A 24,928-nucleotide genomic window follows, 5' to 3' on the forward strand; every position below is an offset into this window, starting at 1 on the left:
GGGCTCCCGCATACTGAGCGGGAGCCCTCTGCGCTGACTTCCTGACAATGAAATCAGGACTTCGTGTTGCGAACGCCCTCGCCCTTCGGCCTATTGCCGCCCGTGGACGAGATGGGCGGTTCCTCGGGGCCGAAAGTCCGGAGAATCCAGAGACGACGCCAGATTACTGCAACGTTGAGGCCGAGGCAGATGACGGCCAGTGCCGAGGTGCCGTAAGCCGGCAGGTTCGCCGGAGGGTCTTCCACCCAACTCTGAGCAAGAATCCGGGTCGGGTCCTCAGGGTCGTATGTGACGATCATGGAAGCACCGGTGTGCGTTTCGGGAAGCATTCCGGCGTAGTCCCAGAGCTTGACCTCAGTGCCTGCCTCGGGACTGCTGACGAGACGGACCTTCACGTACTTCGGCTTCGAGTCGACGACGATGACCTGGGCAGCGGCACTCTCCCCGCGGGAACGTAGGTCTTGCACCAAGGAACGCGACGGGAGTATGAAGGCAAGGGTCATCCCCACGCATAGCAGAAACAGGAAAAATCCGGCCAGAATCAGACGGAGTTGCGGGAGCGGAGGCCGCGGCCTCCATGCCTTAGCCCTGGCGGCTTCCTGGCGCGATCTGGCGACGTGAGGCGGGAGTTGACGCTGCTCCGCAGGGCGTTTCCTTCTTTTCTTAGTCATACCGCGGCCACCTTATGGAAACCATCCACCCACCGTGTTCCTGACGCCTGATGCGGCGTTACCGATCGCATTTCCTGCACTCCTGGCGGCGCCCGTAACAGCGTTGACTGCCTTCTTACCAGTTTCGCTCTTGATGAGGTAGGAGGCGGCGTAGCCGATACCGAATCCGACTACGACACCTGCTGCGATGCCCCAGCCGACCGGACCCCCAGCGAGCGCAACCAATGCCGTAGTACCCCAGGTTGCACCCATGCCGGCCGCCATGCCGCCGACATTGGCGGCCACGGCGACGTCTTTCTCCTCACCGTTGCTGATATCCCAGCCGATGGCGCCAATAGTGAGAAGACTTCCGACAAGAGGTAGCTTCCCACCGGTCTGAATGGTGCGGCCCCACAACGATGTGGTCCTCGGCCTGAGCTCGGGAACCTTGTTGATCAGCCAGCTGCCACCATCAGCGATGGATGCCTCCATCAACCGGGAGAGCGGCCCCATTCCATACTTGGAAAGAATGCGTTCCGCATCGCGCGCAGACTGTGCGGAGGCCTTGGCGGCACGAGTGGTTGCGTTCTTGAATCGTCGCCGATCTGCCTTGCTCATGGCGTTGAGGCGCTGCTGCTTCAGCTGGGCTGCTTCTCCTGAGAACGCCTGCGCCATTTCCCAGAAGTGGTTGGCGTAGTTCGACTGAAAGCCGATCACGCTGGCAAGCAGACCAGCACTGTCGGACCAAGTGTCTGCCGGGTCGAGCAGCTTCATCGCGGCGATCTGTGTGTGCTTCCAGGCGAGGTCCCAAAGTTCTGGGTCATCTCCCTGCATGAGTGCCCGATTGAACACGGCCATGGGCTCGTCCTTCGTGAACTGTCCATGGAAGAGCGCGGCCCCCTTGTCGAAGCCCGGTGCAGGTGTTTCGGCGTTGACCGCCGTGGTGAACGCGGCCCCGAAGACCTTCACGTCGTCCTTGACGGTCAGAGCGTTGGCTCTGACAATTGTCATCGGCAGATTCTTGACTAAATCTGGATCCATCTTGGCGAAGAACGTCGAAGTGAAATCGGGGTCGCCCGTGTGCTTTGTCAGCTCCTCGGCGATGCGGTGGAATTCAGGCCCCGCTATGCTCGGATCGAGCTGAGCCGCCCTGTTCGCTTCCTCCGCAAGTTCCTTTCCCGCGCCTCGAGCCTCGCTCATCGTAGAGATAGGCTCGCGAAGCTGTACCATGGCGCCGGGTTTCTGAATCCCTTTGTGGTCAAGTTCCATCGCCGCTGCGAGTGCCTGGCGGCGGCGAAGCATGGGCAGCTCGTCATCGACCCAGCTGGCGATCTTTGCGATTTCGGTCAGATTGCTCGTCTCTAACCCAAGTTTGCGGAATCTGCTCGCATATGAGGACTTTGCCGCATGGAGGTTCTTGATACTGGACTCAAGATTTTTGATCGTCCTCAAGAGATTTCCCGGGTTGATTCCGGAGAAGTTGGGATCAACCACTGGTGGCCTTTCCCTCCGCACCATCGGCCAATTTGGGATCGATCAGTACCGCGGCGGCGCCCGAACCGATGAGCGACTCCCGTACTTGTTCCGTGGGGATGATGACCCAGGGTTGTTCCTCTCCTATGGCCTCGACCAGCGTGGAGACGGACGTGAAAGCCAGAGCCACGAGCTGCTCCTCGCCACCTTCTCCTGCCATGGGCACGAGGATGACCTCCGCGGTGCTGTCGCTGAGGGGAGAACCGTCAGGACCTTGAGGCATCTCGGTCATGGTGGGCAGTACGAGGGCTTCGGGGGCGTCCTGCGCCGTTTCGATTGAGGCCATTGCCTCAGATTATGAGCTAATGGAGTGGCAGGCAAAGTTAATTGCCGGACGGATTATAGGGAGTCATCGAGTTGACGGTCGCGGCTTGCCACTTCACAGAGGGATAATGCCGACGCGCTCGGAGAGTGCTGGTGCGGCGAGGACTCGCCAGCCGAAAATACGATGAATGAGGGTGAGTGCTGTGCCAGATTCGCAGGCCAAGGTGCCCAATCCGCGGAAGGCGGACCTTGAACGTCTGCGGAGCGACTTGGCCAAGGAGGTGGAGAGTCTCAGGAAGGCACTCAAGGGCCCGACCGAAGAGATCGGTGGCGACAAGGTCTGGGTCGGGAGGAACGCTCGAACGTGGCACAGGGAACTGGACGGACGGCACAAGAAGTTGGGTGAGCAGGTCGACAGGCTGCTTCCCCTCGTCGACGCGGCCATCCGCAGCGAACCCGAGAAGGTGTTGCCGACTGAGGCGAGGATGTACAACACGGGCGCTTGAGCTCCGGAGGAGTAGGCCCTTGAGTCCCGCCAAAACGCCGCCGGGGGCACCCCGTTCGAGGTTCGATGACCTCGAAGGAATGCCCCGGCAGGCTGCGACGTCCGCGCGTTGCGCGTCGGCTCAGGTGGCGCGCTCGATGTTGTCGGCGCTGGTGTTGGCCGACTTGCTGGCCTCGTTCAGCGTGTCGACCCACTTGTCGAACGTCGGCTTCACGTCGTGCCAGTCGTTCCGGAAACGGTCGGCCTTGGGGCCCTTCCAGTAACCCGAGCTCTGGCTGGTGGCCGTCTCCAGAGCCTTGATGAGGCCCTGGAGGTCGGTGGCCTTCTTGCCGAAGAGCTTGGACAGCTCCCGAAGCTGAGTGAGATCTGCACCGCGATCCATGGCGATCCTCCCCGTGTCACATGAGTAAACGGACTATCCGTTTGCAACAAGGGACGCTACCGCACCAGATGTAGTTGCAGTCCAGTGCCTTCGGAGATCAGCGGTTCGTGTGAACAAGTGGTGTTCACCTGGGTCAGGCATCCGATGAAGATCTGCACCGAGCGCCAGTATGCTGGGGCTTCTGGGACAGCGGGGGAGGCTGCTATGGCAAATCCTGACATTCAGGAACTCAATCAGCGGGCCAGCCAGCTGAGGTCGCTGGCCGACCACATCGACTCTCTTGTCGATGCCGCCAAGAAGCACAGCACCACTGGGATGAAGACCTGGTCGGGTCCGAACGCGGACGACGTACGCGGGCGGCTCAGGAGTTGGCACACGACATGCGGCACGGTCGCCAAGGCGCTGCGCGACGAGGCGCACAAGTGCGCGCAAGATGCCAAGGATCTGAAGGACGAGAAGAAGTAGCGCGGGCGCTGCCCCTGCTACGGCGAGAGGAACCTGCACCAGTGCCCTCGTATGACAGCTCCCGGGTCCGCTTCAGGCTGGCGGACCGTCACATTGCCGTGTTCGCACACCTCTTGGACGGCGAGACGCCACCTGAGGAGCTGTGGGAGTCACTGGTCGAGCTCCAGCGCATCGGTCTGGTCGGCGAGGAGGGTGAACTGGCGCCGGTTCTCCGCGAGCCGCTCGGCGCCCTTGCCGACCCGATGGTCATGATCCAGGTGGAGATCACGGGCGAGCATGGCGTGGTCAACCACGGTGTGATCGTGGGCCAGGAGGCCGTGATCTCACACGACGGCTGGCCGGGGGAGGAGGAGTCCGAGTACGTCTCCATCGAGCCGAACACCCTCGTGTGGGAGCTCGCCCGCAAGGTCAACCTGCACCGGACGGAAAAGACTGAGGAAGACGCTCCCGGTATCCGTGTCGAGACGACCATGGGAGCGCTGGACGCCGCGTTCGTCGCCCTGGAAGAGCCCGGCCCCGACGACGACGTGACCCGCGACCTCGTGCGCAAGACACTCATCGACGCGGACACCACCCTCAAGGACCCGGCCTTGGGCCAATTCCTGGACCTGGTTGTTTCCCTGAACGCCACCTGGCGCATCACCACCGCCTGGGACGGCGAACACGAAGGCAAGCGCTCCACGATGGTTCGCGCCTTGGCCGTCTGGGACTGCGGCCCCCTCGGCTACTGGATCCGCGAACAGCCCGAAGAACCCATCATGCCCGGCCAGGTCGGCCCGGACAGTGCACTCGTCCTGGTGAAGTCCGACTCCGCCGAAGTGTGGGAGAAGATCACGGATCTGCTGCCGGACAAGGAAGAACTGCTGACTGCCGGCGAGTGAGCCCCCGGGGAGGCCGGCATGGCCCGGTTGCATTCCGCGGGGCGACCAGTCAGAACCAATTCATCGGATTCGCCTTGGACTTGGCGATGCTCTTCCCCAGGTCCTTTGCCTTGTCACCGACCCAGCCGGCCGCCTTGCCGGCGCCCTCCTTGATGTCGTCCCAGTGCTGGACGACCTTCGCGCCGCCATAGACGAGGCCCGTTCCCACCGCGAGGCCGATGGTGACCGGGTTCGGGGCCACCATAGCCGCCGTGAGGGAGGCGTTGAAGCCGACCTCGGCGACGTCGGCGACGTACGCCGCGCCCTTCTTCTTGAAGGCGTCGACGGGGTTGCCCTGTGATATGACGTTGGCGGCACTGAAACCGGTTGACAGGACCCCGCCCACGATGCCGGCACCGCGCAGGAAGCCTGCGGTCTTGGCGGCGGCGCCGAGGCCAGTGCGCAGGGCCCCCGCCCCGCGTGCGGCGTTAGTGGCCTCCGCGACGGAGTTGGCGAACCGCTGGCTGTTCGCGGCCTTGGTGAACACCTTGATCAGGCTGGCGTTGCCGGCGCGGGCGATCGCTTGGCCGGAGTGCGTGAAACCGCCATACATCCTGGCCGCCTGGTCGGAGCCGACCAGGCTGTCGATGACTCCGTTGGCGCGGAGCGTGTTCATCAAGGGCGTGGCGCGCACCCAGTTGTAGCCCTGGCCGATCAGGTCTCCGCGAAGGCCGCTCGAGAGGGGGATGCGGGAGAGGCTCTGGTAGGTGCTGCTCCGGCCGAAGAGGGAGCCGAGCTGTCCGGGCAGCCAACTGCCCGGAGCGCTCAGCGACCGTATTTTCGGAGCCCACTTGACCAGGCCGTTGCCAGCGGACCGGATGAGTCCGCTCTCGGAACCACGCAGGACCACGCCGAGCCGCGTCTTCCAGGTGCGCAGCGCACCCGCCTTCAGGGAGTTGCCCAGCAGCACTTTGGTGAGTGACGTGCCCTGTATGGTGACGACGGCCGTAGCGGCGGTCACGGATCCCCAGTCGCCGTAGAGGCCGATCATGGTAGCGATCGTCTCCTCGTGCGGCTGGAGCCCGGGTATTTGGGATATGGCGTGGGCCTCCAGCCGCTGGATCCAGTCCGCCAGCGACTCGTCAGGCTGCCGTTTGAACTTGTAGGAGTTCGGATCGCCGCTGGCCGCAACGGAGTTGGCTAGCACAAGGTCGTCCGGTCCGAGGCCCTCGCTCTTGTACTTCTCGATCTCCTTGGGGCTGAACCCGGCCCACATGAGCCCGGCCTGCGGGTCACCGCTCTCCAGCCGTGCGAAGACGGCCCGCTTGCGCAAGTCCGGTGCGGTGTCCTTGACCCAGCCGCGCAGAGGCTTGAGCGTGGTCAACTTGCTCGTCACGCCGAGCCTGGACGCTCTGGTGAATGCTTCATCCACCCTGTCCTGGACGCCGCCGCGCCCGTCAAGCAGCTTCGCGAGCTGGTCCAGGTCGTCCGGATTCACATTGCGCATGCCCACGTTTCAAATCCCCAGAGCGTGTGTTCCGGAACCAGCCGGTCACGGCTGTGGAGTCGCTGACCCACTTTACGGACGAGGGGTCCCGCGAGACCGTTGGATCACCCTCTCTTTACCATGTGCAAACGCATTCTTGAGTGAGATCACCACGCTGACTCCGCATGCCCCAGGGCCGTGCTCAACCGGTACGCAGGAGTGCGTATGCGAAGACCAGGCGCCGGTCCAGCCACGCGGCCCGAACCAGGAACCTGGCGTCGCCCTCAGACGCCAGGACGACTTCGTCGCCGGCTTTCCATTCGAGGACCCGCGACTTGGCCGGTTGGTCGCCGCCCTCCGCGCCCATGTCAGCAACGGCCTGGACGACGCCGAGCAGCAGCTTGCCCGCACCCCGCTGGACCATTTCCTTGGGGCCGCCCTTCGCCCACTCCGCGCTGCTCACGATCTCGGGATGCCCCGGCTGGGCGATGCGCCACGTCGGCTTCACGGCGTGCTTCAGCGGTGCGATGCGCTGGATCGTTCCGATGACCTGTCCCCGCACGTCGCGCACCTCGTGATGGCGCCTGCCTTCGACGTCCTGAGGCTCGTCGACAGAGCAGAGCAGCCTGCTGCCCTCGGCGTCCTCGTACAGGCGTCGATCCTCCGCGGCCGACGCCTGCGACGGAAAGAAGGCACAAGGTGCGTTGACGCGTTGAACCCCCGAGCCATACGGAACCCTGAACGCACGGAGGCCGAGGGCGGCACGCTTGCGCTGCCCCGTGGCAGGCCGTTCCTCATCGGTGATGGCGAACTCCCAAGCGTCCGTCCACGGGACGACAGGGATGGGAGGTTCGTCGACGTGCCTGTTCTTGCCGAACACGGTGCCTCTCCGGGTCACTTTGAGGATGGGATCCGACCATAACCCCAGCAGCTGAGGTCGCTGCCGGCCGGGCACCCAGGCGGGGAGGCCGAGCTGCGCGCTCCAGCGCGTGCTCAGGGCCCGGCGCGAGGGCCCTGAACCGACGCTTCGTCGGCGCGGATCCGCGCGGTTTTTTGTCACCGCGCCCGTGGAGCTGACCGGTTGCCGGAATCTCCGAGGGCCTGGGCCGTACTGTGACCTACCCGCTCGTCCGTGTCAGTCGTACCGCCTGCTCAGTAAGCCCCGACACCTTGAACAGCACCCCGGCGAGTTCCACCGTGTCGCCGACCCTCACGTCCTTGTAGAGGGCCACCGGCACCCCGGCGCAGTTCGCGCCGAGGCCGGCCGTGCCCGCCGTGGTGTCGATGTACGAAACGGTGAGGGACGGGCCGGTGGGCAGTTGCTTCACGCCGCCGTTGTCGAGGAGGGACAGTGTTTGCCCCTTGGCCGGGAAGCTCTTCGCCGCGGCGGCCAGGACGGCGCGGTTGGTGGTGAAGCACAGGGCGTTGTCGGCACTGCCGCCCGCGAATTTCATGGATTCGGGGGCGGCGGCGAGAGCGGCCTTTTCCTTGGCGTCCTTCGGTTCCAGGACGACACGGTAGGAGCAGACCTGCCGCACGGTGTAGGCGTGGCCGGAGACGGTAACCGGGGAGCCCGGCTTCACGGTCCACTGCTGCTGCCCCGACCCGTAACGGGCCCCGTCGCGCAGTGTCGCAGTACGCGACGTCCCGTCGGCGGCCGCGCCCGCATACTGCACACCGCCACCGCCGGGCAGCCGGAAACCGCCTCCGCGCAGGACGTGCACTCCGTCCGCCGCGGCCACACCGACGCACTGCGGGCCCTTGTCCTCTGCTGCCTGCCTGGTCGCGGGTGCGGTCGTCGGATCGTCACCGCCGCTGCCCGACGATGATCCGCAGGCGGTCAGCGCCCACAAGGCCAGGGTGGCACCCGCGATGCCGTACTTACTCGCCGGGCTGAACACCGGTCTCCTCCTCGTAGCCTTCGATCACGTGCTCCAGCACGACCCGGGTGCGGTAGTCGACCTCCACCACCCGCCACCCATCCCCGGTGATCTCCAGCTCGTCGCCCGGAACCAACCCGTCGAACTCCGCGAGCGGACGGCCTTCGCAGCCGATCCGAATGCGTCCATGCACGGACGGCTCTGCGAAGACGGTCGCCAGGACCTGGTACGTCCGGCCGTCGTGTTCGACGGTGTACGGAATCTGGTGGCGGAGTGCCCAGCGACCGTCGAACGCGAAGGGGTACTTCACCTTCTCGCCTTCGGACACACTGCTCATCTCCCGGGTATCACGGGGCATCGAAGGCCTCCGCTCCCTCGAAGTACTGGTTGAACTGCTCCTGCGACACGGTAATCGGCGGGTAGCCGGAGACGCCCCAGGGGTTGCCGAGGATGACTTTGCCGTCGTCGGTGAATCCCCGGACGTAGTACGCGTGGTTGCTGTGGTACGCGTTGCCCCATTCGGCCGGGTGGTTCTTGTCCACCTCCTCGTCGGCCGGGGTGGAGACGGTGACCACCTTCCCGGAGCCGAAGGCCTCCTTGAGGGATTCCAGGCTCTTGTCCTCGTGTTCACCGATGCCCAGGAAGCCGCCGGTGGTCAGGTCCTCGCCTTCCCTGCCGGTCAGGTACGGAGCGGACTTCTTCGGGTCGTCCCCCTCGATCCCGCCGTAACCCCGCTCGTCGTCACCGTCGTCCGAGTAGACCATCGCGAAGGCCTTCTCGTAGTACGCGGGCCAGCTCTCCCCATTGCCGTAGGTGCCGATGGGGTCGCCGTTCTGGTCGGACGGTAGATCAGCTGTCATCGTCACCCAGTGGTAGTTGCCCGCTTTGTCCCAGACGCGGACGCTGACCGTGCCGTTCGGGTTCTGCTTGATGCCTTCCTGGACAAAGGCGGGGTCCTTCTGCGCCAGGCCGGCCAGTGAAGCGACATACCAGCAGTCGCCGAACTGACGTTGGTTGACGTCATCGGCAGACACCCCGTCCTGGAACAGGGGGTCCGGGGGTGGTGCCCAGTGAATGCCGTTGTTGGTCTGACCGTTCTGGCTGTTGCCGCCCGCCTCGTACGCATCGGTGTTCGTGAACGTAGGCTGCACCCCTGGAAAGGCCGCGGTGAACTTGGGCAGGTTCTCCGGACTCACCTTGGACAGCATCAGGCTCAGCGTGTCCCGGCGCTTGTCCTCGGGCAGGCCGTTGTCGTCGAACGGATTCCAGGCGGAGTCATCGGTGTTGGTGAGCAGCTGATTGTAGAAGGCCAAATCCTTGGACGAGGCTTTCGTCATGAAAGAGTCCAGTTCGGCGGCGGTGAGTCCGTCGAGCTCGCCGGAGATCTGCTCCAGATCGTCGCGGTTGCCGTCGGTGCCGAAGCCCTTGCCCTTCAGCTCGTGAAGATGACGCACGGCATCGTCGATCTTCTTGGAGTCGGGCGCCTTCTCGTCGAGGAAGACGCTGCTGGCGGTGACGGGATATCCCTGCTTCGCCAGCTCCTGCAACCCCTCGAGCTGCTTGATGCGGCGTTTCATCGACGACTGCATGTCGCCGAGTTCCCCGCCGAGGGATCCCGGCAGGCGAGGACGACGGAAGAACGACGGCATCGGGACCACATCGCCGACGAGGTCCTGTAGGTCGGGGTTGCGGGAGGCGTTCTGCCCCGACGGCAGGTTCTGCTGGGCGGTGGTGAGCACGGCGGCCAGCTGTGAGTGGAGCTTCCCGGAGTTCTGGGCGAGGGTGTCCAGGTGGCTGGCGAGAGTCGTCAGCTTGGCGGCGTCGAATCCTCTGAAACCCATCAGCTGCCCCCCGCCCCCGCCTTGGCCTTGGCCTTCTCCCCGGCCTGCCGGTCCAGCTCGTCGGCCTGGCTCTCCCAGCGGGTGGCGTCTCCGAGCAGTGCGGTGCCCATGCTGTTGAGCGTGCGCTGTCGCTGCTGCAGTTTGGCGGTGCACTCGTCAGCGAAGGGGCCCTGCCAGATCGCGCCCTCGTCGCCGCCGGTACGGAAGGCTGCGGCGCGTGGGGCGGCCTTCTTCACCGCGTCGTCGAGATACGGCCCCAGCCTGCGGGCCAGCGCCCGCGCCTCCCGCGCGCAATCCCGCAGCCGTTCGGCCCGCTTCTTCAATTCGGCTGCTTCATCGCCCGGTGTGGGGCCCACGTCTGATTCCTCCCCCGTTTGCTGCTGCTGCCTGCCGTGCCTCGTGAGTCGGTCCACGGCATTGCTGGGGAAGCATACGGGGGTGGTGTTCCGCCTACCGGAGGCGTTGGGAATCTCCCCGACCGTCACGTGGTCGCCACAATCCATGCGCTCTCTCATTGCGCTCATCTGCTGATCGAGCCGGGAGTGGTTGCGCACAGACGGTCGGAGAGCATCCGTTATGTCCGTTACTCCCGACATGGCGCCAATGTTCGCCGGGTAACTTGTCTCCAGGCGTTGCGATTACCTTTGCTTTAGAGGTCGTTCTCTTTCCGAACCTCATGTGCGGATTCCGCTGGTCAGACATGAGATCGCGGCCGTCACGGCAGTCTCGACTCATCGCCGGTCGGGATGTTGTGGGGGTGGCGGATGCCTTCGATGCGGGCGGTTCTGGAAGCGCGGCGGAAGGCCGCGGCGGTGCGCGTGGAGGAGCTCGAAGCCGAACTGGTGCGGCTGCGGGCCGACTTGGCGGACGCGGAAGAAGTGCTCAGGCGTCGGGTGATCGGTCTGGAGCAGTATCTGGAGGCGCTGGCCGAGGAGGAATCACCCGCCGTGGTGGCTGTTGGGGTGTCGCGCAGGAAGTCGGTCGGGCCGCGGCGCGCGGTGCCGCACCGGGAGAACGCGGTCGGTGTCGAGGACCTGTCGGTGGACTACCAGGCGTTGATGGCCGCCGCCCTGGACGCGGGCGCCGAGGGGCTGGGGGCCAGGCGGGCGGCGGTGGTGCTGGGCTGGGACAGCGCGTCCGTCTCCCGCGTCGAGGGCGCCAGGGCCCGGCTGAAACGGCTGGTGGAACGGGGCTGGCTGGTCGAGGAGAAGCCGGGCAGGTTCATGCTGACGACGCTGGAGCAGAACGCCGCTGATGGTGGGCGGCCAGACGGCGGCTCATGAGCGTGGTCATCGACCACAGAATGACGGCTTCGCTGGTGTCGGTGCGCCGTTCGTAGTCACGGACCAGACGTCGGCTGCGCAGGAACCAGGCAAAGGATCTTTCCACGACCCAGCGGCGGGCCAGGACCTGAAAACCTTGGACGTCGTCGCTGCGGCGGACGACGTCGAGGACGAGGCCGAGGCGCTGGGCAGCCCAGTCCTGGAGGTGGCCGCGGTAACCGCCGTCGGCCCAGATCCGCGAAAGCCGCCGCCGCTGCTTCCTTGCCGTGGGCAGCAGGATCCGGGCGGCGTCCCGGTCGGTCGTGGACGCCGGCGTGACCAGCACGGCCAGAAGAAGCCCGAGGGTGTCGGTGAGCAGGTGCCGCTTGCGTCCGTTGATCTTCTTCCCGGCGTCGTATCCCCGTGAAGCGAAGGCGACGGTGGCGTCCGCCTTCACTGACTGCGAGTCCACGACGGCCGCACTCGCCTCCTCCTCACGGCCCTCTGCATGGCGGACGGCTCCGCGCAGCCGGTCGTGCAACTCGGCCACCAGCCCGGTATCCCGCCAGCGGGCGAAGAAGGCATACACGCGAGACCAGGGTGGAAAGTCCGCCGGCATCGCCCTCCACTTGATGCCGTTGTCGACGAGATAGCGCACCGCGTCGATCATCTGCCGGTGGCAATAGCCCTCCGGACGGCCACCCCGGCCCGCCAGCCATGACGGCACCGGCAGCAGATCCCGCACCAGGGCCCACTCCGTATCGCTCATGTCGGAGCCATACCGCGGCCGCCGACCGGGTCGGTCAGCAGCGTTCCCGAACCGGTGAGCGAGACAGTCACACCCAAGAGTGGCCGGACTGGACCCGTCGGCCACCACCACGCAACACTTCAACACCAGGGCCTCTTGCAACTCGCTGGATTCGACAACCGCGAGCTACCAAGAGGCCCTTCCTTCATGCCTCAACACCGCTCAACTCACCCGAACCAGCACCCCGTTCGATCCACGCCGGCCACACGAGCGGATAGAGAACAGGCAGTTACAGTGGCTTTGCGTGCGCCGCTCCGGACGGCCAGGGGTCAGAAGAAAGAGGGGAAGGGGCGGGCGTATGGGTCGATTCACCGGGACGAGAAGAATGCCTTCCATGGATACGGCTCGGCGTCGGGTGCGGTTGTCCGATGCCCATGGAGTATCGCTTCGACGTATCGGGCTTGCCCCTGCATCGGGTCACCGTTCTCCAGGCGCAGGATGACGGCGCGCTTACGCCCGGTTCCTGGGCCTGGCTGTGAGTCCAAGACCTCATCGGCTTCAGGGGCGACAGATGCCGACTCACCCCGGGCATCGTGTTGGAGAGCCACACATCATCGGGCATAACGAGCGAAATTAGCTCAACGCGGTCCTCCTGGCCCACTATTGAGGGCGGTGGGTAGCCTGATCGGGAACGGAGGCCAACTAGAGGCGAATGGAGTGGTCGTGGGCGGCGCGGACGGTTCTGGAACGGGTGCATCGGCAGTGCCGAACGGGCAGGCGGTGGTGTACGAGGAGAGACTGCCGAGACGCTGGATGATCGCCACCGCGGTGGTTCTTGTTGTCTGGGTTGCCTATCAGGCCAGCATTCTGCTTCCCGAGGACAGCACGGTTTGGTTCGTAATTCTCGGATTTTCGACACTTCTCGCGCTCGTGTTTAATGCTGTGCCGATTTCCAAACGCATCTATAATCGAATTCACATTCGCGGTGGGCGGTTGACCGTGGGACGGGAGACGATCCCGGTGGAGTCGCTGACTGTCGACTCGCTTCGGGAGGCTCGTGAGCAGCCCACTGATGCGGAGTTCGTCGCGTCCCTGGCTTCGCGTTCGCGTGAGGAGCTCGCGGAGTTGCAACGGAGGAGCGGTGCAACTAGGCCGCCTCGCCTAATGGGCGGGGGCTGGTCCGTACCCATGGGCATGGACCAGATCGTGGTGGAGACCTCACAGGGTGACTCGCTGCTGATCGCCACCCACCATCGCGAAGCGCTGCTGGACGCACTTACGCGGGCCCGCCAGAGCTAGAGCCAGTACGCCCGGTTCCGAGGCTCAACATCCAGATGTCGGTAGGCTGTTCGTGTGCCTGTGCTGCTTCCTCTTCTTGGGAAGGAGCCGACTTAATCACCTGAAGGAGCTTCGTGACAGGCAAGCTGAACAGAGTGGTGAACCCGCAAGACCTCGAGCAACTAGCCAAGTTGCTCGATGGGCGGGGAGGGGTGAGGGACAAACTCAGCGAGGCATTCACGCGGGCCTCCGCGCTCGGGGTGTCGGGCAAGCTGACTGCGATACGCCCGATGCATTCATGGGTATCGGACACGGCGCCCGATCTTCGCAGGAAAGCAGCGTATGCGCGCTTGGAGGACGGCGATCCGCTGGCCGGACTACTGCTCGCCGGATTCACCCCTGAGCAGCTCAAGAACAAGGATCTGCCACCAGATATCCTATTGGTCGCCAATGCAGCCGCCTCCGATAACAAGGCCGACGATGGTTGGCTCAAGAAGAAGGATGACGAGACCCTCGACGACTGGCTCGTCAGGGTGCAGGGCGATGCTGTCACCCGGCTGACCGACAACGAGGAACTGGGCAAGGCGGTCGCGACGTATATAGAAGGCGCCGCCAACCTATCGGCGTTCTTCACCTCGTCAAGCACGGCGCTGCTTGGTGGCAAGTCGCTCATCGCGTACTTTAAGAGCTCCAAGGTGCTCAATGCGCCGGGCACCTTCACCGCCCGATTGATCAACGGTCACTGGGACAAGCTGTCCAAGATCCCCAAGGCCGGAAGTTGGCTGACACGGGTGCCGACCAGTGCGCTCGCTGGCTCCGATGAGGCGGCGATGCTTGCTGGTTACATGCGCAACGGTAGCTTCTACCTGCCGACGTCCACCGAGGCCAACCTGCTCCGCGTCGCTCAACGCGGCGGTCTTGCCAACGCGGCCAAGGCTGCCGGATGGATACGCGGCGCCGGCATTGTCGGTTCTGCCGCTGCTACAGCCTGGGGTGTCGCCAATCTGGCGACTATGGATCACGGCAAAGCGTGGAAGGAGGACAAGGCCAAGTACCTCTCCAATTGGACGGGTACGGCTTTCAACGCCTCGCTCACCGCCGCTATGGTCGCGCCCAACCCGGTCACCGTCGGCTTGGCCGTCGGTACTGGACTCGCCTATGCCGGAACCCTTGTTTGGGACAACTGGGACAGTATTAGCCAGGGCGCGGAAGAGGCCGCTGACTGGGTCGGTGACAAGGCAGAGAAGGCCGGCGAGGCCATTTCCGACGGCGCTAAGAAACTCGGCAGCGCCCTCAACCCGTTCGACTGATGCCGACCGTGGCACATCCGGTGCCGAGCGGCGCGAGGGGAAGAAACCATGCAGCAGCACACGTATACGCTCGATCACTGGGAGGACCGCAGAGGTCATCGGCTGTCCTGGAAGTTCGGGTACCGGGGTACGGCAGGGCCATTCGGCAGCATCGAGGTGGTCTACCCCGCGAAGCGGCACGGAGACCGTCACGTCACCGAGGTCACGGGAGACACTGTGCCCGCCACCTCCTTCGACGGCTGGGCCTACGGACGAAAGCCCTCGCTCTTCTCGGCGCAACTCAGTGTCGCCGGGGAAGGAATCCGACTAAAGCGCAACCGTTGGGCTCAGACTCGAGCCGGACGGGCGTTGCGGATGCAGGTCGCCGGGCGAGAATACCGCTACCTCGCGACCAGCGCCCGGCACCGCGACCGGGCCCTGATCCGGCACGGCGTGGAGATTCAGACCAGTCGGCACGGCAGGGGCTCACGGAAGAAGGCCACTTTCATCGTCCAGGGCCCGGCCGACGCCACTGACCTTGCCTTGGCCGCTGTGATGTGCGGCGTGAACACCCGCAACCTCACCCGGAGCGGGGCCGTTCGAGCCTTCCTCAGTAGGTCACTGAACCTGCTGGACGTGTTCCAGTGAATCTCACGAGCACCCTGAGGTCTTGCCTCCAAACGTTTCCGCCAACGAAAGCGACATGAAATGCCCTCGTATGACAGCACGCGAGGTCGGTTCCGGCTTGCCGAGAGCCACCTGGCCGTCCTCGGTCACCACGTCGACGGATTGGAGGTGCCCTCGGATTTGGCTGAGCCCGAACGCGAGCTGCGAGAGGCCGGCCTGACCGACCGGGCCGGAGCCCTCGACCTTGAGCTGAGCCCGCTGGTCAGTACCTTGAGGGAACCTACCGTTGTCATCCACGTGGAGGCGCTCGGAGAGCACGGCACCCTCCACCACGGTGTCACCATCGGCGACGGCTACGTCTACTCCCATGAGTCCTGGCCAGGCTCCGCCGAGTCGGAGTATGTCCGGCTGGAGCCGAACATGCTGGTCTGGGCGCTGGCGCGGATGGTCAACCTCCAGGGAGGGGATCCCGTGGACGTTGCCACACCCGAGATCGAGACGACCATGGCTGTCCTCGACGCGGGACTTGCCACCCTGGACAGCCTCCAGGGTTTGACGGCCGAAGAGGGCATCGACCGGATAGCCGATGCGTTGGCTGGCGCCGGGCTGACCCGGAAGTCGCAGCTCAGCACACTTGCCAAGTTGATCGCCGGGATGCGGTCCAGTTGGCGGATGACCACTGCGTGGCAGGGGCACGATGAGGGAACACCTGCCCTGCAGGTGCGGGGATTCGCGGTGTGGGATTGCGGACCTCTCGGCTACTGGCATCGTGAGCTGCCCGCCGAGCCGGTCCTGCCCGGCCAAGTGGATGACACCACTCCACTTAAGCTCGCCCGGGCTGACGCCAAGGAGGTCTGGCAGCTGATCACCGATCTACTCCCGGCCGGAGATGAGTTCGCGACGGCGCCACACCCGGGGTGAGCGGGCCCTGCGCGAAAGCCTGGGCTCGACGTGCCTAGTCAGGGCTTGACCTGCGATCAACGTCCTGGTGGCGATCTATGGTGTGATCTCAGCTTCATGACACACCATCAGGAGACGGAATGCGGAAGTATCGAGTCGCTCGTGGCGCCCTTGCGGTGGTCGGCGCTGTCACCCTCGTCGTCGCCGCGACGGGCAGCGCCAGTGCCGCCGACACCACGCTGCGACTGAAGCGCAGCGGGCACACCATCGGCACGATGACGCACCTTGACCCCGATCCTGACACGTTTCGGGTGTGCGACACGCGGTCCGACGGACACGGTGTCACTGGCAAGCTCTACATGTACATGGCTGGGTGGCAGTTGAAGGAGACGAAGGGCGACGGTAGCGATGCCGGCTGCGGTTACTTCGACTACAACGTGGTCCCTTACGCTGCCAAGTACATGATGAAGCTGTGCTGGAACGGCCCTGGCGGGGCATGTGTTCAGAAGGAGTTCACCGAGGACTGAACCAGTCCCAGGCGATGTGGTCCCCAAAGCCGTCGACCGTGCCGTGCGGTGAAGGGGGAGTTGCTGGGGGGGCTTGGCCGTGCCTCCCACGCCCTCGGCCTCGGACGCGCCGGGGACGAGGCCGAGGATATGGCTGCGGACGAGCCCGCCTGATGGGGTGCAGCGTGCCAGCAGGTCGACGCCGGGCTTGGCTGGCAGTCCTAGGACAGCGGTCGAGCCGATGTGCTCGATCTTCAGGCACAGCCCAGGTGCCGCTGCCCCGAGAGCTTCAATGGCGGTAGCGGCCTGCTGGGGCAAAGGTTGTCTCAGACCAGCACGATCGGGCCGCCATGCTGCTGGTGGGTGGTCTGCGTCAGGTAGCGGTGGTCCTTCCAGGAGAAGCTCTTGCGCCCATCGGGCCGGGCGTCAGGGCACGGCTGTAGATTAGCCGTGAGGATTTGCCGGTCTTGTACCAGGCCAGGGCGGCCAGCGATGAGCGGCGGCGGGCCGGGCCCTGCACGCGGACCACAGAGGTGTGGCCGCAGCGGGACCAGGTGCGGGTGGTCGGCGGCGTCATGTGCCGCCGGCCCCTTGCCCAACCCACACTCCAGCACCGCGAACAGTCCGTCGCTGAGCAGTGGCAGCCACGCCGGGCCCTTCGAGGCCAGGGCTCACGAGCCATCTGGGCCGGGAAGAAGATCAGCGAAGGTGCGGGAAACCCGGTCGACGGGCGAAGGAACTGGGCAGAGCCCTCGATCCCTTCTACTGACTCTGCCCGATGTGGTGACATCCCACCGACGCCGACCGAGCGGAGTCCACTACTCCGCTCGGTCCGAGAAATGTTGCATCAAGGCGAAAGGGGATGACAAAGCTGCGCCGCCGAGGGTGAGGATTTCGGTGTCCACTTCCTCCAGCACGATGGCGATAGCCAGGTCTACGGCATCAACCGGGCCGGTGGCTCTGCCTGTGCGGAAGGTCGTGGTCGGCGGAACGTGTCGACCGGGCTCAATCGAGACCCGGACGCCCTCTCTGTCCAGGACGTTCACACTCCCCCACTCCTCGGAGAAGTAGACGTACTTCCGGTCCTCGTATGTGATGCGCAGCGCCCGACTCTCCTTTCGTAGGGCCCTGGCGTTGAAGCGCAGCTCCGCATGCCGACCGTCAAGGGTGAGCTCAGCCTTGAACAGCGAAGGTTGTCCAGACCTGCGCTTCCCCCGGAAAACTGTCTCCGGGAAAGCTGGGCCACTGAGTCGGGCGGTTTCCATTCCGTTTTCGAGTGGCCGGTAGAGCGGGCAGCGCTCCACGTTGACGGATCCGAAGTGCCCCACGTCCCCCTTGACTCCGACCTTGGGCAGCTCTTTCTTGGCGCTGATGCTGTACGGCATCAGCTCGAACTTCAAAGACTCGCTACTCGTTTCCATGACGAAACCGCTCATTTCTTGGGTGGGCTTTGGCGAGCTCTGGATTTCGCTGTGCTGCGGCCCACGTTGCTGCTAGTCAAACGGGTTGAGCGCACTGCCCAGTTTCTTGGCGCCGTCGGCGATGTTGTTCCCGATATCGCTCGCCTTGTCGCCCACCCAGTCGGCTGCCTTATCGGCGCCTTTCGTGATGTCATCCCAGTGCTCGACGACCTTCAGTCCCCCATAGACGATGCCGGTCCCTACGGCGAGACCGATCGTGACTGGATTGGGTGCGACCATCGCAGCGGTCAAAGAGGCGTTGAAGCCGACCTCCGCATAGTTGGCCAGATAGCCAGCTTTGCTCTTCTCCCACTCCTTCGCGTGGTCCATGGTGGCGATGTTGGCCACGGAGAACGCCGTCGCGCCCGCCGACCCGACGATGCCCGCCCCTCGCCAAAGTCCGGCGGTCTTCGCTGCCGCGCCGAACCCACCGGTCTTCCCGACAGTCCAGATACTGGCCTGCCCCGCGCGGGTGACTTGCTGCCCTGAGTGGGTCAGCCCGCCGTACAGGCGGGCCATGTCGTCCGACCCGGCGAAGAAGTTGATGGCCTGATTGGGAGTGAATCCCAGCAGTTTGGAATTCATGAAGCCGCGTGCTCGTAGCTTGTCCCACGCACCGCCCCAACGGTCGCCCAGCCAACCAGAACTGAAGGGCACGTTGGCAACCCTTTGGTACATCTGACTTCTAGTGGCAAGGTTACCAAGCTGCCCGGGAAGCCAGCTGCCGGGAGCGGTCAACGACCGTATCGGAGGGTTGTACCCCTTGAGTGTCCTGCCCGCCCAACGCAGGATGAGGTCATTTCCGTGTGATCGGAAGTGGCCTCGAGGGCAGCCTTCATCGGCCCCAGCTTGCCGGTCTTAACCGAATTCCCCAACAGCACCTTGGTTCCCGAAAAACCGCTCGCCGCCACAACCTGCGTTGCGGCCGCCACGTTGAACACGTCGCCGCCGAACTTGATCATCTCGGTGAGGGTCTCTTCGTGAGGCTCCAGACAAGGGATCTTCGAGAGCGCATGCGCCTCTAGCCGCGCGACCCAGTCGCCGAGCTTCTCTCCCGGCTGCCGCGACAAGTCCTTCGCATCCGGATCGTCGCTCGCCGCCACCGAATTGGCCAGCAGCAGTGTCTCCGGCTTGATTCCTTCACCCTTGTACTGCTCCAGGTCGTTTGTCGTGAATCCCGCCCACAGCATCCCGGCCATCGGGTCGCCATTCTCCAGGCGCAAGGTGACGGCGCGCTTTCGCAGGTCCTGGGCCTGACTGCGAGTCCAGGCTCTCATCGGTTTGAGGGGTGACATATGCCCGCTCACACCTAGGCGAGCGGCTCGGGTGAAGGCCTCATCGAGGCGGTCCTCCACGCCACCGCGCCCTTCCAGCAGCTTCGCTAAATGCTCCAGGTCCTCGGGATTCGCCACCCGAAGCGACATTTCTTCCCCGTCCCTCAATTTCCGACTGTCCCTCCGGCTTTCCTACCTCAGGCTATGCAAGGTCCCCCCGTCCCGCCAGGCCGGTCCACCCTCGTTCCCTCGTTCAGTAGGCCGACACCAGGCTGGTCCCGCAGGTCACCATGTTGGTGAGGGCTTCACCCGGACGAAACTGATCACCGATCTACTGCCGGCCGCAGAGGAGTTCGCGGCGGCGCCGCAACCAGGGTGAGTGGGCTCTGCCCGAGATCCCGGGCTTGGCCTGCCGTAGTTGGGCTGCCTGCGGTCTCCGTGTGCTGGCGGTACCTCTGTACCTGCTGCACAGAAGATGCCTGGTGGCGATCTATGGTGTGATCTCAGCTTCATGACACACCATCAGGAGGTGCGACTGAAGCACAGCGGGCACACCATCGGCACGATGACGCACCTTGTGATGAAGCTGTGCTGGAACGGCCCCGGCGGGGCATGTGTTCAGAAGGAGTTCACCGAGGACTGAGCCAGTCCCAGGCGACGGGGTACACGGGGCCATGTGCCGCGGTGGTCAACGGTCGATCGCGTGAACCGTCACCCGTTTGCTGACCTGGCGGCGAGGCTGCGTCATACATGGCGAGTCGCTGGATGGAGCTGTGTCTACTTACCTGGAGCCAGCCTCATGAACTTCCTCGCCGACGGCCTCGGAGTACCAAGGAACAGGTGATCACTGCGGAGGCTGACTGTCTCCTGATTGTGCCCATACAGGGATCGTCCCGGATGTCTGCTCGTGTGGCCTCCCTTGCCGTGGTGCTGAGGTTGCTCGATTCACTAGTGCGGTGTCTGGCCCCTCGGGCGAGCGTTCACGCCGTGCCCACAGTTCTGACACGGCATGGCGAGTCGACGTCGTCAGGTGGACATGGTCAACGTTCTGGCGCGGGCGGCTCGTTGGTGCTCGCATGGCTCGCCGTCGTGCCGGTGTGTGGGCGCTAGCTCGAGGTGTAGGTCTCCCTCTCAAGAATGCGCCTTCTAGACGACTCCCAAGGCATCGCCCGTCCGACCACTGAAGGGCCCGGGGATTGAACGCCGCGCTCCTCACCGTCTTCCTCTGCTCGCTGTAGGTATGGGTACGTGGAGGTGGTGTGTGGCGGTGGGACAAGGAGCATGTTGAGCGGAGTGAAGGGAGACTCTCTCCACATAGTCGCGTCAGCCGCGGCCTCTGGGCTCCCTGCCGCCTTATCGGCCCCGTCACCGGTTGATGGACTGGATTTCCTGGACAGTGACGTCCTGCTCGCTGCCGAACGTGCCGTTCGGGAGGTCCCCGCCTGCTCCGCCGGTGCCGGTCCAGGCGATCTCCCAGGTGATGGTGGCCCGGAGCTTGTATGTGCCGTCGCCTGAGGAGCGAAGGTACTTGAGCCCGCACGGCGGTGTCTCGTCGGCCTTGCCCTTGGCGTAGGGCTCGCCGATGGAGCCGTCGGCGTTGATGACGCACTCGCCGGAGGCCGGGTAGGTCTCGGCGTCCTCGGTGCCCGGCTCCAGCTTGAGAGAGACCGGCTTGGCCGTGGTGGTGGCCTGGATGTTGAAACCGGGGACGTTGATGGCCGCCGTGGCCTGGACCTCGTCGAAGACGGCCTTGTCGAGCCAGGCCCAGGTCGGCAGGTTCACCTTGGTGGTGGCCTCCGGGGCGAGGGACACCTCGGTGTCGGGGAGTTGCATGTGCTGGTAGGCGAGAGCTGCGAGCATCGCCGGCTTGATGGCCTCTTCGTGTTGGGGCGGCGGAGCCTCGCCGTTCTCCACCCAGAAGGGGAGGTCCGTGCAGGAGGATCGCTTGAGGTAGTCCGGCTCGTTGGGGTTCTCGACGCCGGCCCAGAACATTCCCTTGCCGTCGTTCTCGACGTTGTAATCCTTGTAGCCGGGAGTGTCGGTCCAGCCGTAGCCGTCTTCGTAGTGGCGCTTCGTCTCGCCGATCGCCGAGGCCGCGGTCCCGCCCATTCCGGGTGCGTTGAGCTGGCCCTCGATGTGCTTGGACATCTCCTTCTTGAAGTCCTTGGCGCCGAGGTAGGGGGCGTACCAGCAGGGTGGGGGTGTCCAGTTGACGTCCGAGGACTTCACGTTTCCGGTGCTGCCGTTCTTGGCTACGGATCCGGAGTATTGGATGCGGGCGGCGGCGTAGATGCCGTTGCCGTCGCCACCGCCCGACTGTTCTGTATCGGAACCCTGGGTGTTGGCCGGCACTTCTCCCGCGTAGGCCGGTTCCGCGAGGGCGAGGACGCCCAAGGCCAGCGCCAGGGCAGCAGCCGCTCCGGTGCTGCGGGCTGGATGCCGTGATCTGTTCACTGGCACTTCGCCGCCTTCGCCTGGACGTACACCTTGGACGCCTGCCACAGACCGTTGCCGGTGGGGAGCTTGACCATGACGATCTTGAAGTAGTCGAAGTCAGTGATGCTGGGGGCGCCCTTCAGGACCTTTTCGGTCTTGATTTCTTTGGAGTAGAACTTGCTCGAATCCACGCAGAACGCAACCTCCACCGAGTTGCCGTTCGGCGCAGACCGGGTGGTGGCCTGGTAGTGGCGCCGGGTGCCGGTTGAGGTCCAGTCGCCTTTCAGCCTGGCGTCGATCTGCGTTTTGCCGTACCTCATCCCATCGCCCGTCGAGTAGGCGACCAAGGCGGCGTCTTTGGTCGTGCGCTTGTCGACGCCTCGGTAGATGGCCCGGATGAAGTTCGCCGCGTCTTCCATCGCCGCAGCCTCGTTCTTGTCCTTCGGCCTGTCCCAGTCGAAGACCAGGTCCATGTCATCAGGCAGGGACAAGTCCACGCCGTCCGGCTTGTCCTCCGCCGGTGCCCCCGAGGGGGATGCCGACCCCTTCGGCGTCTCCGCTCCCTGGTCGGTGCCGGCGATCTTGTCGTTGCCGCTGGACTTGTCGTCCCCGTTACCGCAGGCCGTCAACAACAGTGCTGCCGTCGCCGTCAGTGCGACAGCAACGGGCAATGGGCGGCGCTTCACAGTGACTCCCCGTGAGACAGAAGTTCAGTTGGAGCGCTGACGCTACCGGTGAGGATTCTGGTTTCACCAGAGTGAACTTGCGTGATTACAGGGGCAATCCAGGATGTAAGGGGCTCTCATGGGGCTGGTTGTGTCCTGATCGTGCCCAAACGGGGCACCGTGCTGGGTACGGCCGCCTCCGGTGCCAGACGACGCACCTGCCGGGGGCCCGATTCGCTAGTGCGCTGCCTCCCGCGCACAGCCGAACTCCCTGTGAAGCTCACAGTTCCACCCCTACGCCCCCACCTCCGAAACTACACTCGCGCCCCATGCACACCCCCACCCCCAGCTTCACCAAGCACCGGAAGTCGAGAAGAGGCACCGCGTCCCGAGGAGGCCGTGAAGAAGTGGCCAGGGGCGGTGACGCCCCCTGACCTCCGCCGAATCCCCCCACACCCCCGCCACCCCCACCCCCACTCCCAACCCCCTCCCCACTCCCACCCCCACCCGCCGCAGCAAAGGCCGTCACAAACAGTCCCGGGACCCCCGGGCCCACTGGCTGCTCCTCGCCCTCACCCTCCCCCTCGTCTTCGCCCTGCTGATCTTCGAGGGCTGGACCCAGCACGAGGTCGACGCCGCGAAGGCGCGGTCGCCCTGTACTTCGCCCGTGCCGGAGGCCGTTGCGAAGGGCGGGCCCGTGATCGGGATCAACCGGGACGGGATCCGGACCGCGGAGATGCCCGCCCGGACCGTGGCGCTCACCTTCGACGGCGGGCCCGATCCTGTATGGACCCCGCGGCTGCTGGATCTGCTCCGCGAAAACAACGCGCGGGCCACCTTCTTCGTGCACGGGGCCCAGGCCGCCCGGTACCCGGAGCTGATGCGGCGGATCCGGGCCGAGGGGCATGAGATCGGGTCCAACACGTACACCGGGGCCGTGTTGGGGGAGTCCTCCGCACCCCGCTTCCAGGCCGAGCTCGAGTTGACCCAGAGCGCCCTCGCCGGGACCACCGGGCAACGTACGAATCTGCTGCGGATGCCGCGTACCACCAGCCCGGACACCCTCTGCGGGCGGGAGTGGCAGGCGGCGCGCAAGGCCACCGGGTACGGGTACGTGCTCGTCGCCGCCGACAAGGGAGCGCGGAAGCCCGCGCAGGGGATCGTCCGGCAGCTCAGCCAGACGGAGAGCGCGTATCAGGAGGCGCGCAGGCTCCTCAGCAACCGGACCGTCGACCGGTTCACCACCGTGTCCGACGGGCTCAAGCTCGTCCCGTACACGTCGCCTTCCCTCACCCAGCGCTGGCTGGGGCAGGGGCTGATCTGGGTCACGAGCCTCGGGCAGGTCTTCTCCACCGCCATGATCTGGATCCTGGGCGTCGCCGGTGGGCTGGGCGTGCTGCGGCTGCTGCTGCTCGCGCTGTTCGCCCGGGCCCATGTGCGGCGGCTGGAGCGGTTCTCGACCGGGGCGCCCTGGATGCGGGAGGCGTCCGGGCCGGTGACCGTGCTCGTGCCGGCGTACAACGAGGAGGCCGGGATCGGGTCGACCCTGCGGTCGCTGCTCGACTCCAGCCATCGTGAGCTCCAGGTCGTCGTCATCGACGACGGGTCCACGGACCGGACCGCCGACATCGCCGAGAACATGGGGGACGTGAGAGTGGAGGTGGTGCGACAGGTCAATGCCGGGAAGGCCGCCGCGCTCAACACCGGTCTGGCTCACGCTCGTTACGGCATCGTCGTGATGGTCGACGCCGACACCGTCTTCGAACCCGACGCCATCGAGCGGATCGTGCAGCCGCTCGCGCACCCGGCCGTCGGGGCGGTCAGCGGCAACACCAAGGTCGGCAACCGGCGTAGCCTGCTGGCCCGTTGGCAGCACCTGGAGTACGTCTTCGGCTTCAACCTCGACCGGCGCATGTTCGAGGTGCTGGAGTGCATGCCGACCGTGCCAGGTGCCATCGGGGCGTTCCGCCGGGACGCGGTGATCGGGGTCGGCGGGGTCAGCGAGGACACCCTCGCCGAGGACACCGACCTGACGATGGCCCTGTGGCGGTCCGGCTGGCGGGTGCTGTACGAGGAGTCCGCCGTCGCCTGGACGGAAGTTCCCACCAACGTCAAGCAGTTGTGGCGGCAGCGGTACCGGTGGTGCTACGGCACGCTGCAGGCGATGTGGAAGCACCGGGGAGCCCTCCTCGGCAGGGGCCCCGCCGGGCGGTTCGGGCGGCGCGGGCTGACGTACCTCGCGCTCTTCCAGGTCGCGCTGCCGCTGCTCGCGCCCGTCATCGACGTCTACGCCCTGTACGGGGTGCTGTTCCGCGACCCGTGGGAGTCCGCCGCGGTGTGGTTCGCGTTCCTCGGGGTGCAGATCGTCTGCTCCGGCTACGCGCTGAGACTCGACGGCGAGCCGGTCGGGGCCCTGTGGTCGATGCCGTTCCAGATCGTCGTGTACCGGCAGTTGATGTATCTCGTCGTCATCCAGTCGCTGGTCGCGCTGCTGATCGGCAGCCGCCTGCGGTGGCAGCGGATGCAGCGGTCCGGGACCGCCGCTGAACAGATAGGTGGGGCCGTCCCGTATAGGGGTGTGCCTATGCGTTGACCACACGACGACCAGACGACACCC

Annotated in this window: 27 protein-coding genes and 1 pseudogene; 11 read left to right on the plus strand and 17 right to left on the minus strand. The window is 65.3% G+C overall.

The window, feature by feature from the left end; translation table 11 throughout:
* Positions 1-53: 53 nt before the first annotated feature.
* From SSQG_RS22705 to SSQG_RS22715, 3 genes are all read right to left on the minus strand, one after another.
* The gene (locus tag SSQG_RS22705) at positions 54-503 is read right to left on the minus strand and encodes a hypothetical protein (RefSeq protein ID WP_003992182.1); all 450 of its coding nucleotides are present in this window, start codon (positions 501-503) and stop codon (positions 54-56) included.
* A 180-nt stretch (positions 504-683) separates the two neighbouring features.
* Positions 684-2,144: a hypothetical protein gene (locus tag SSQG_RS22710; RefSeq protein WP_003992183.1), complete on the minus strand. Its 1,461-nt coding sequence runs from the start codon at positions 2,142-2,144 to the stop codon at positions 684-686.
* Positions 2,137-2,469, minus strand: a complete 333-nt coding sequence (locus tag SSQG_RS22715; protein WP_003992184.1) for an SAV_915 family protein — start codon at positions 2,467-2,469, stop codon at positions 2,137-2,139. Before SSQG_RS22715 ends, SSQG_RS22710 begins: the two co-directional genes overlap by 8 nt.
* A gap of 181 nt (positions 2,470-2,650) precedes the next feature.
* Between SSQG_RS22715 and SSQG_RS22720 the strand changes: the two genes are divergently transcribed.
* Complete coding sequence (locus tag SSQG_RS22720; protein ID WP_106434204.1) at positions 2,651-2,953, plus strand: hypothetical protein; 303 nt, start codon at positions 2,651-2,653, stop codon at positions 2,951-2,953.
* 120 nt (positions 2,954-3,073) lie between these two features.
* On the opposite strand, the gene SSQG_RS22725 is transcribed toward SSQG_RS22720, so the two are convergent.
* On the minus strand, positions 3,074-3,334 hold the full coding sequence (locus SSQG_RS22725; RefSeq protein ID WP_003992186.1) for a WXG100 family type VII secretion target: 261 nt from the start codon (positions 3,332-3,334) through the stop codon (positions 3,074-3,076).
* A 204-nt stretch (positions 3,335-3,538) separates the two neighbouring features.
* Here SSQG_RS22725 and SSQG_RS22730 point away from each other — a divergent pair, with 204 nt between their 5' ends.
* Complete coding sequence (locus SSQG_RS22730; protein WP_003992187.1) at positions 3,539-3,799, plus strand: hypothetical protein; 261 nt, start codon at positions 3,539-3,541, stop codon at positions 3,797-3,799.
* A 41-nt stretch (positions 3,800-3,840) separates the two neighbouring features.
* A complete protein-coding gene (locus tag SSQG_RS22735) occupies positions 3,841-4,680 on the plus strand; it encodes a hypothetical protein (RefSeq protein WP_039933423.1) in 840 nt (279 codons plus the stop codon).
* 49 nt (positions 4,681-4,729) lie between these two features.
* Here SSQG_RS22735 and SSQG_RS22740 read toward each other — a convergent pair whose 3' ends face one another.
* The 6 genes from SSQG_RS22740 to SSQG_RS22765 form a co-directional block, all read right to left on the minus strand.
* Entirely contained in the window at positions 4,730-6,166 is a 1,437-nt protein-coding gene (locus tag SSQG_RS22740; RefSeq protein WP_039935358.1) for a hypothetical protein, read from the minus strand.
* 181 nt (positions 6,167-6,347) lie between these two features.
* Positions 6,348-7,025 (minus strand): hypothetical protein, encoded by a 678-nt coding sequence (locus SSQG_RS22745; protein WP_039933424.1) that lies wholly within the window; start codon positions 7,023-7,025, stop codon positions 6,348-6,350.
* 238 nt (positions 7,026-7,263) lie between these two features.
* A complete protein-coding gene (locus SSQG_RS22750; protein ID WP_003992191.1) occupies positions 7,264-8,046 on the minus strand; it encodes a hypothetical protein in 783 nt (260 codons plus the stop codon).
* Positions 8,027-8,362 carry a hypothetical protein gene (locus SSQG_RS22755; protein WP_052310332.1) on the minus strand — a complete coding sequence of 112 codons (336 nt, stop codon included), beginning with the start codon at positions 8,360-8,362 and terminating at the stop codon, positions 8,027-8,029. Before SSQG_RS22755 ends, SSQG_RS22750 begins: the two co-directional genes overlap by 20 nt.
* A 10-nt stretch (positions 8,363-8,372) precedes the next feature.
* On the minus strand, positions 8,373-9,866 hold the full coding sequence (locus SSQG_RS22760) for a C2 family cysteine protease (RefSeq protein WP_039933425.1): 1,494 nt from the start codon (positions 9,864-9,866) through the stop codon (positions 8,373-8,375).
* Positions 9,866-10,222 (minus strand): hypothetical protein, encoded by a 357-nt coding sequence (locus SSQG_RS22765; protein ID WP_039933426.1) that lies wholly within the window; start codon positions 10,220-10,222, stop codon positions 9,866-9,868. Before SSQG_RS22765 ends, SSQG_RS22760 begins: the two co-directional genes overlap by 1 nt.
* 417 nt (positions 10,223-10,639) lie before the next feature.
* Here SSQG_RS22765 and SSQG_RS22770 point away from each other — a divergent pair, with 417 nt between their 5' ends.
* Positions 10,640-11,149 carry a hypothetical protein gene (locus SSQG_RS22770; RefSeq protein ID WP_052310271.1) on the plus strand — a complete coding sequence of 170 codons (510 nt, stop codon included), beginning with the start codon at positions 10,640-10,642 and terminating at the stop codon, positions 11,147-11,149.
* Here SSQG_RS22770 and SSQG_RS22775 read toward each other — a convergent pair.
* On the minus strand, positions 11,088-11,897 hold the full coding sequence (locus tag SSQG_RS22775; protein ID WP_086025090.1) for an IS5 family transposase: 810 nt from the start codon (positions 11,895-11,897) through the stop codon (positions 11,088-11,090). The two genes, SSQG_RS22770 and SSQG_RS22775, sit on opposite strands and share 62 nt — an antisense overlap.
* A 702-nt stretch (positions 11,898-12,599) precedes the next feature.
* Here SSQG_RS22775 and SSQG_RS22780 point away from each other — a divergent pair.
* The 5 genes from SSQG_RS22780 to SSQG_RS22800 all read left to right on the plus strand — a co-directional run bounded on the left by SSQG_RS22780 (position 12,600) and on the right by SSQG_RS22800 (position 16,497).
* Entirely contained in the window at positions 12,600-13,175 is a 576-nt protein-coding gene (locus tag SSQG_RS22780; RefSeq protein ID WP_003992196.1) for a hypothetical protein, read from the plus strand.
* A 113-nt stretch (positions 13,176-13,288) separates the two neighbouring features.
* On the plus strand, positions 13,289-14,464 hold the full coding sequence (locus tag SSQG_RS22785; protein WP_039933427.1) for a hypothetical protein: 1,176 nt from the start codon (positions 13,289-13,291) through the stop codon (positions 14,462-14,464).
* A gap of 48 nt (positions 14,465-14,512) precedes the next feature.
* Positions 14,513-15,091: a hypothetical protein gene (locus tag SSQG_RS22790; protein ID WP_039933428.1), complete on the plus strand. Its 579-nt coding sequence runs from the start codon at positions 14,513-14,515 to the stop codon at positions 15,089-15,091.
* 60 nt (positions 15,092-15,151) lie between these two features.
* Positions 15,152-15,991 carry a hypothetical protein gene (locus SSQG_RS22795; RefSeq protein ID WP_003992198.1) on the plus strand — a complete coding sequence of 280 codons (840 nt, stop codon included), beginning with the start codon at positions 15,152-15,154 and terminating at the stop codon, positions 15,989-15,991.
* A gap of 119 nt (positions 15,992-16,110) precedes the next feature.
* Positions 16,111-16,497, plus strand: a complete 387-nt coding sequence (locus SSQG_RS22800) for a hypothetical protein (RefSeq protein ID WP_003992199.1) — start codon at positions 16,111-16,113, stop codon at positions 16,495-16,497.
* 174 nt (positions 16,498-16,671) lie between these two features.
* Here SSQG_RS22800 and SSQG_RS43520 read toward each other — a convergent pair.
* The 4 genes and pseudogenes from SSQG_RS43520 to SSQG_RS42950 form a co-directional block, all read right to left on the minus strand.
* Positions 16,672-16,794: pseudogene (locus SSQG_RS43520) on the minus strand (GrpB family protein); the annotation flags it as partial.
* A 500-nt stretch (positions 16,795-17,294) separates the two neighbouring features.
* Positions 17,295-17,897 (minus strand): hypothetical protein, encoded by a 603-nt coding sequence (locus tag SSQG_RS22805; RefSeq protein WP_106434205.1) that lies wholly within the window; start codon positions 17,895-17,897, stop codon positions 17,295-17,297.
* A 72-nt stretch (positions 17,898-17,969) separates the two neighbouring features.
* Positions 17,970-18,521, minus strand: coding sequence for a hypothetical protein (locus SSQG_RS42945; RefSeq protein ID WP_244299229.1), 552 nt, complete (start codon positions 18,519-18,521; stop codon positions 17,970-17,972).
* A gap of 149 nt (positions 18,522-18,670) precedes the next feature.
* A complete protein-coding gene (locus SSQG_RS42950) occupies positions 18,671-19,348 on the minus strand; it encodes a hypothetical protein (RefSeq protein WP_244299231.1) in 678 nt (225 codons plus the stop codon).
* A 373-nt stretch (positions 19,349-19,721) separates the two neighbouring features.
* On the opposite strand from SSQG_RS42950, the gene SSQG_RS43525 reads away from it, so the two are divergent.
* On the plus strand, positions 19,722-19,853 hold the full coding sequence (locus SSQG_RS43525) for a hypothetical protein (protein ID WP_276327090.1): 132 nt from the start codon (positions 19,722-19,724) through the stop codon (positions 19,851-19,853).
* Positions 19,854-20,575: 722 nt separating this feature from the next.
* Here the strand turns inward: SSQG_RS43525 and SSQG_RS22820 are convergent.
* Together SSQG_RS22820 and SSQG_RS22825 are read right to left on the minus strand one after the other, a co-directional pair.
* A complete protein-coding gene (locus SSQG_RS22820) occupies positions 20,576-21,670 on the minus strand; it encodes a hypothetical protein (RefSeq protein ID WP_167545794.1) in 1,095 nt (364 codons plus the stop codon).
* Complete coding sequence (locus tag SSQG_RS22825; RefSeq protein WP_039933430.1) at positions 21,661-22,332, minus strand: hypothetical protein; 672 nt, start codon at positions 22,330-22,332, stop codon at positions 21,661-21,663. The genes SSQG_RS22820 and SSQG_RS22825 overlap by 10 nt, the downstream gene beginning before the upstream one ends.
* A gap of 646 nt (positions 22,333-22,978) precedes the next feature.
* Here SSQG_RS22825 and SSQG_RS22830 point away from each other — a divergent pair.
* Positions 22,979-24,904: a glycosyltransferase gene (locus SSQG_RS22830; RefSeq protein WP_003992207.1), complete on the plus strand. Its 1,926-nt coding sequence runs from the start codon at positions 22,979-22,981 to the stop codon at positions 24,902-24,904.
* Positions 24,905-24,928: the final 24 nt, after the last annotated feature.

Source organism: Streptomyces viridochromogenes DSM 40736 (assembly GCF_000158955.1).
Classification (GTDB): Bacteria; Actinomycetota; Actinomycetes; order Streptomycetales; family Streptomycetaceae; genus Streptomyces; species Streptomyces venetus.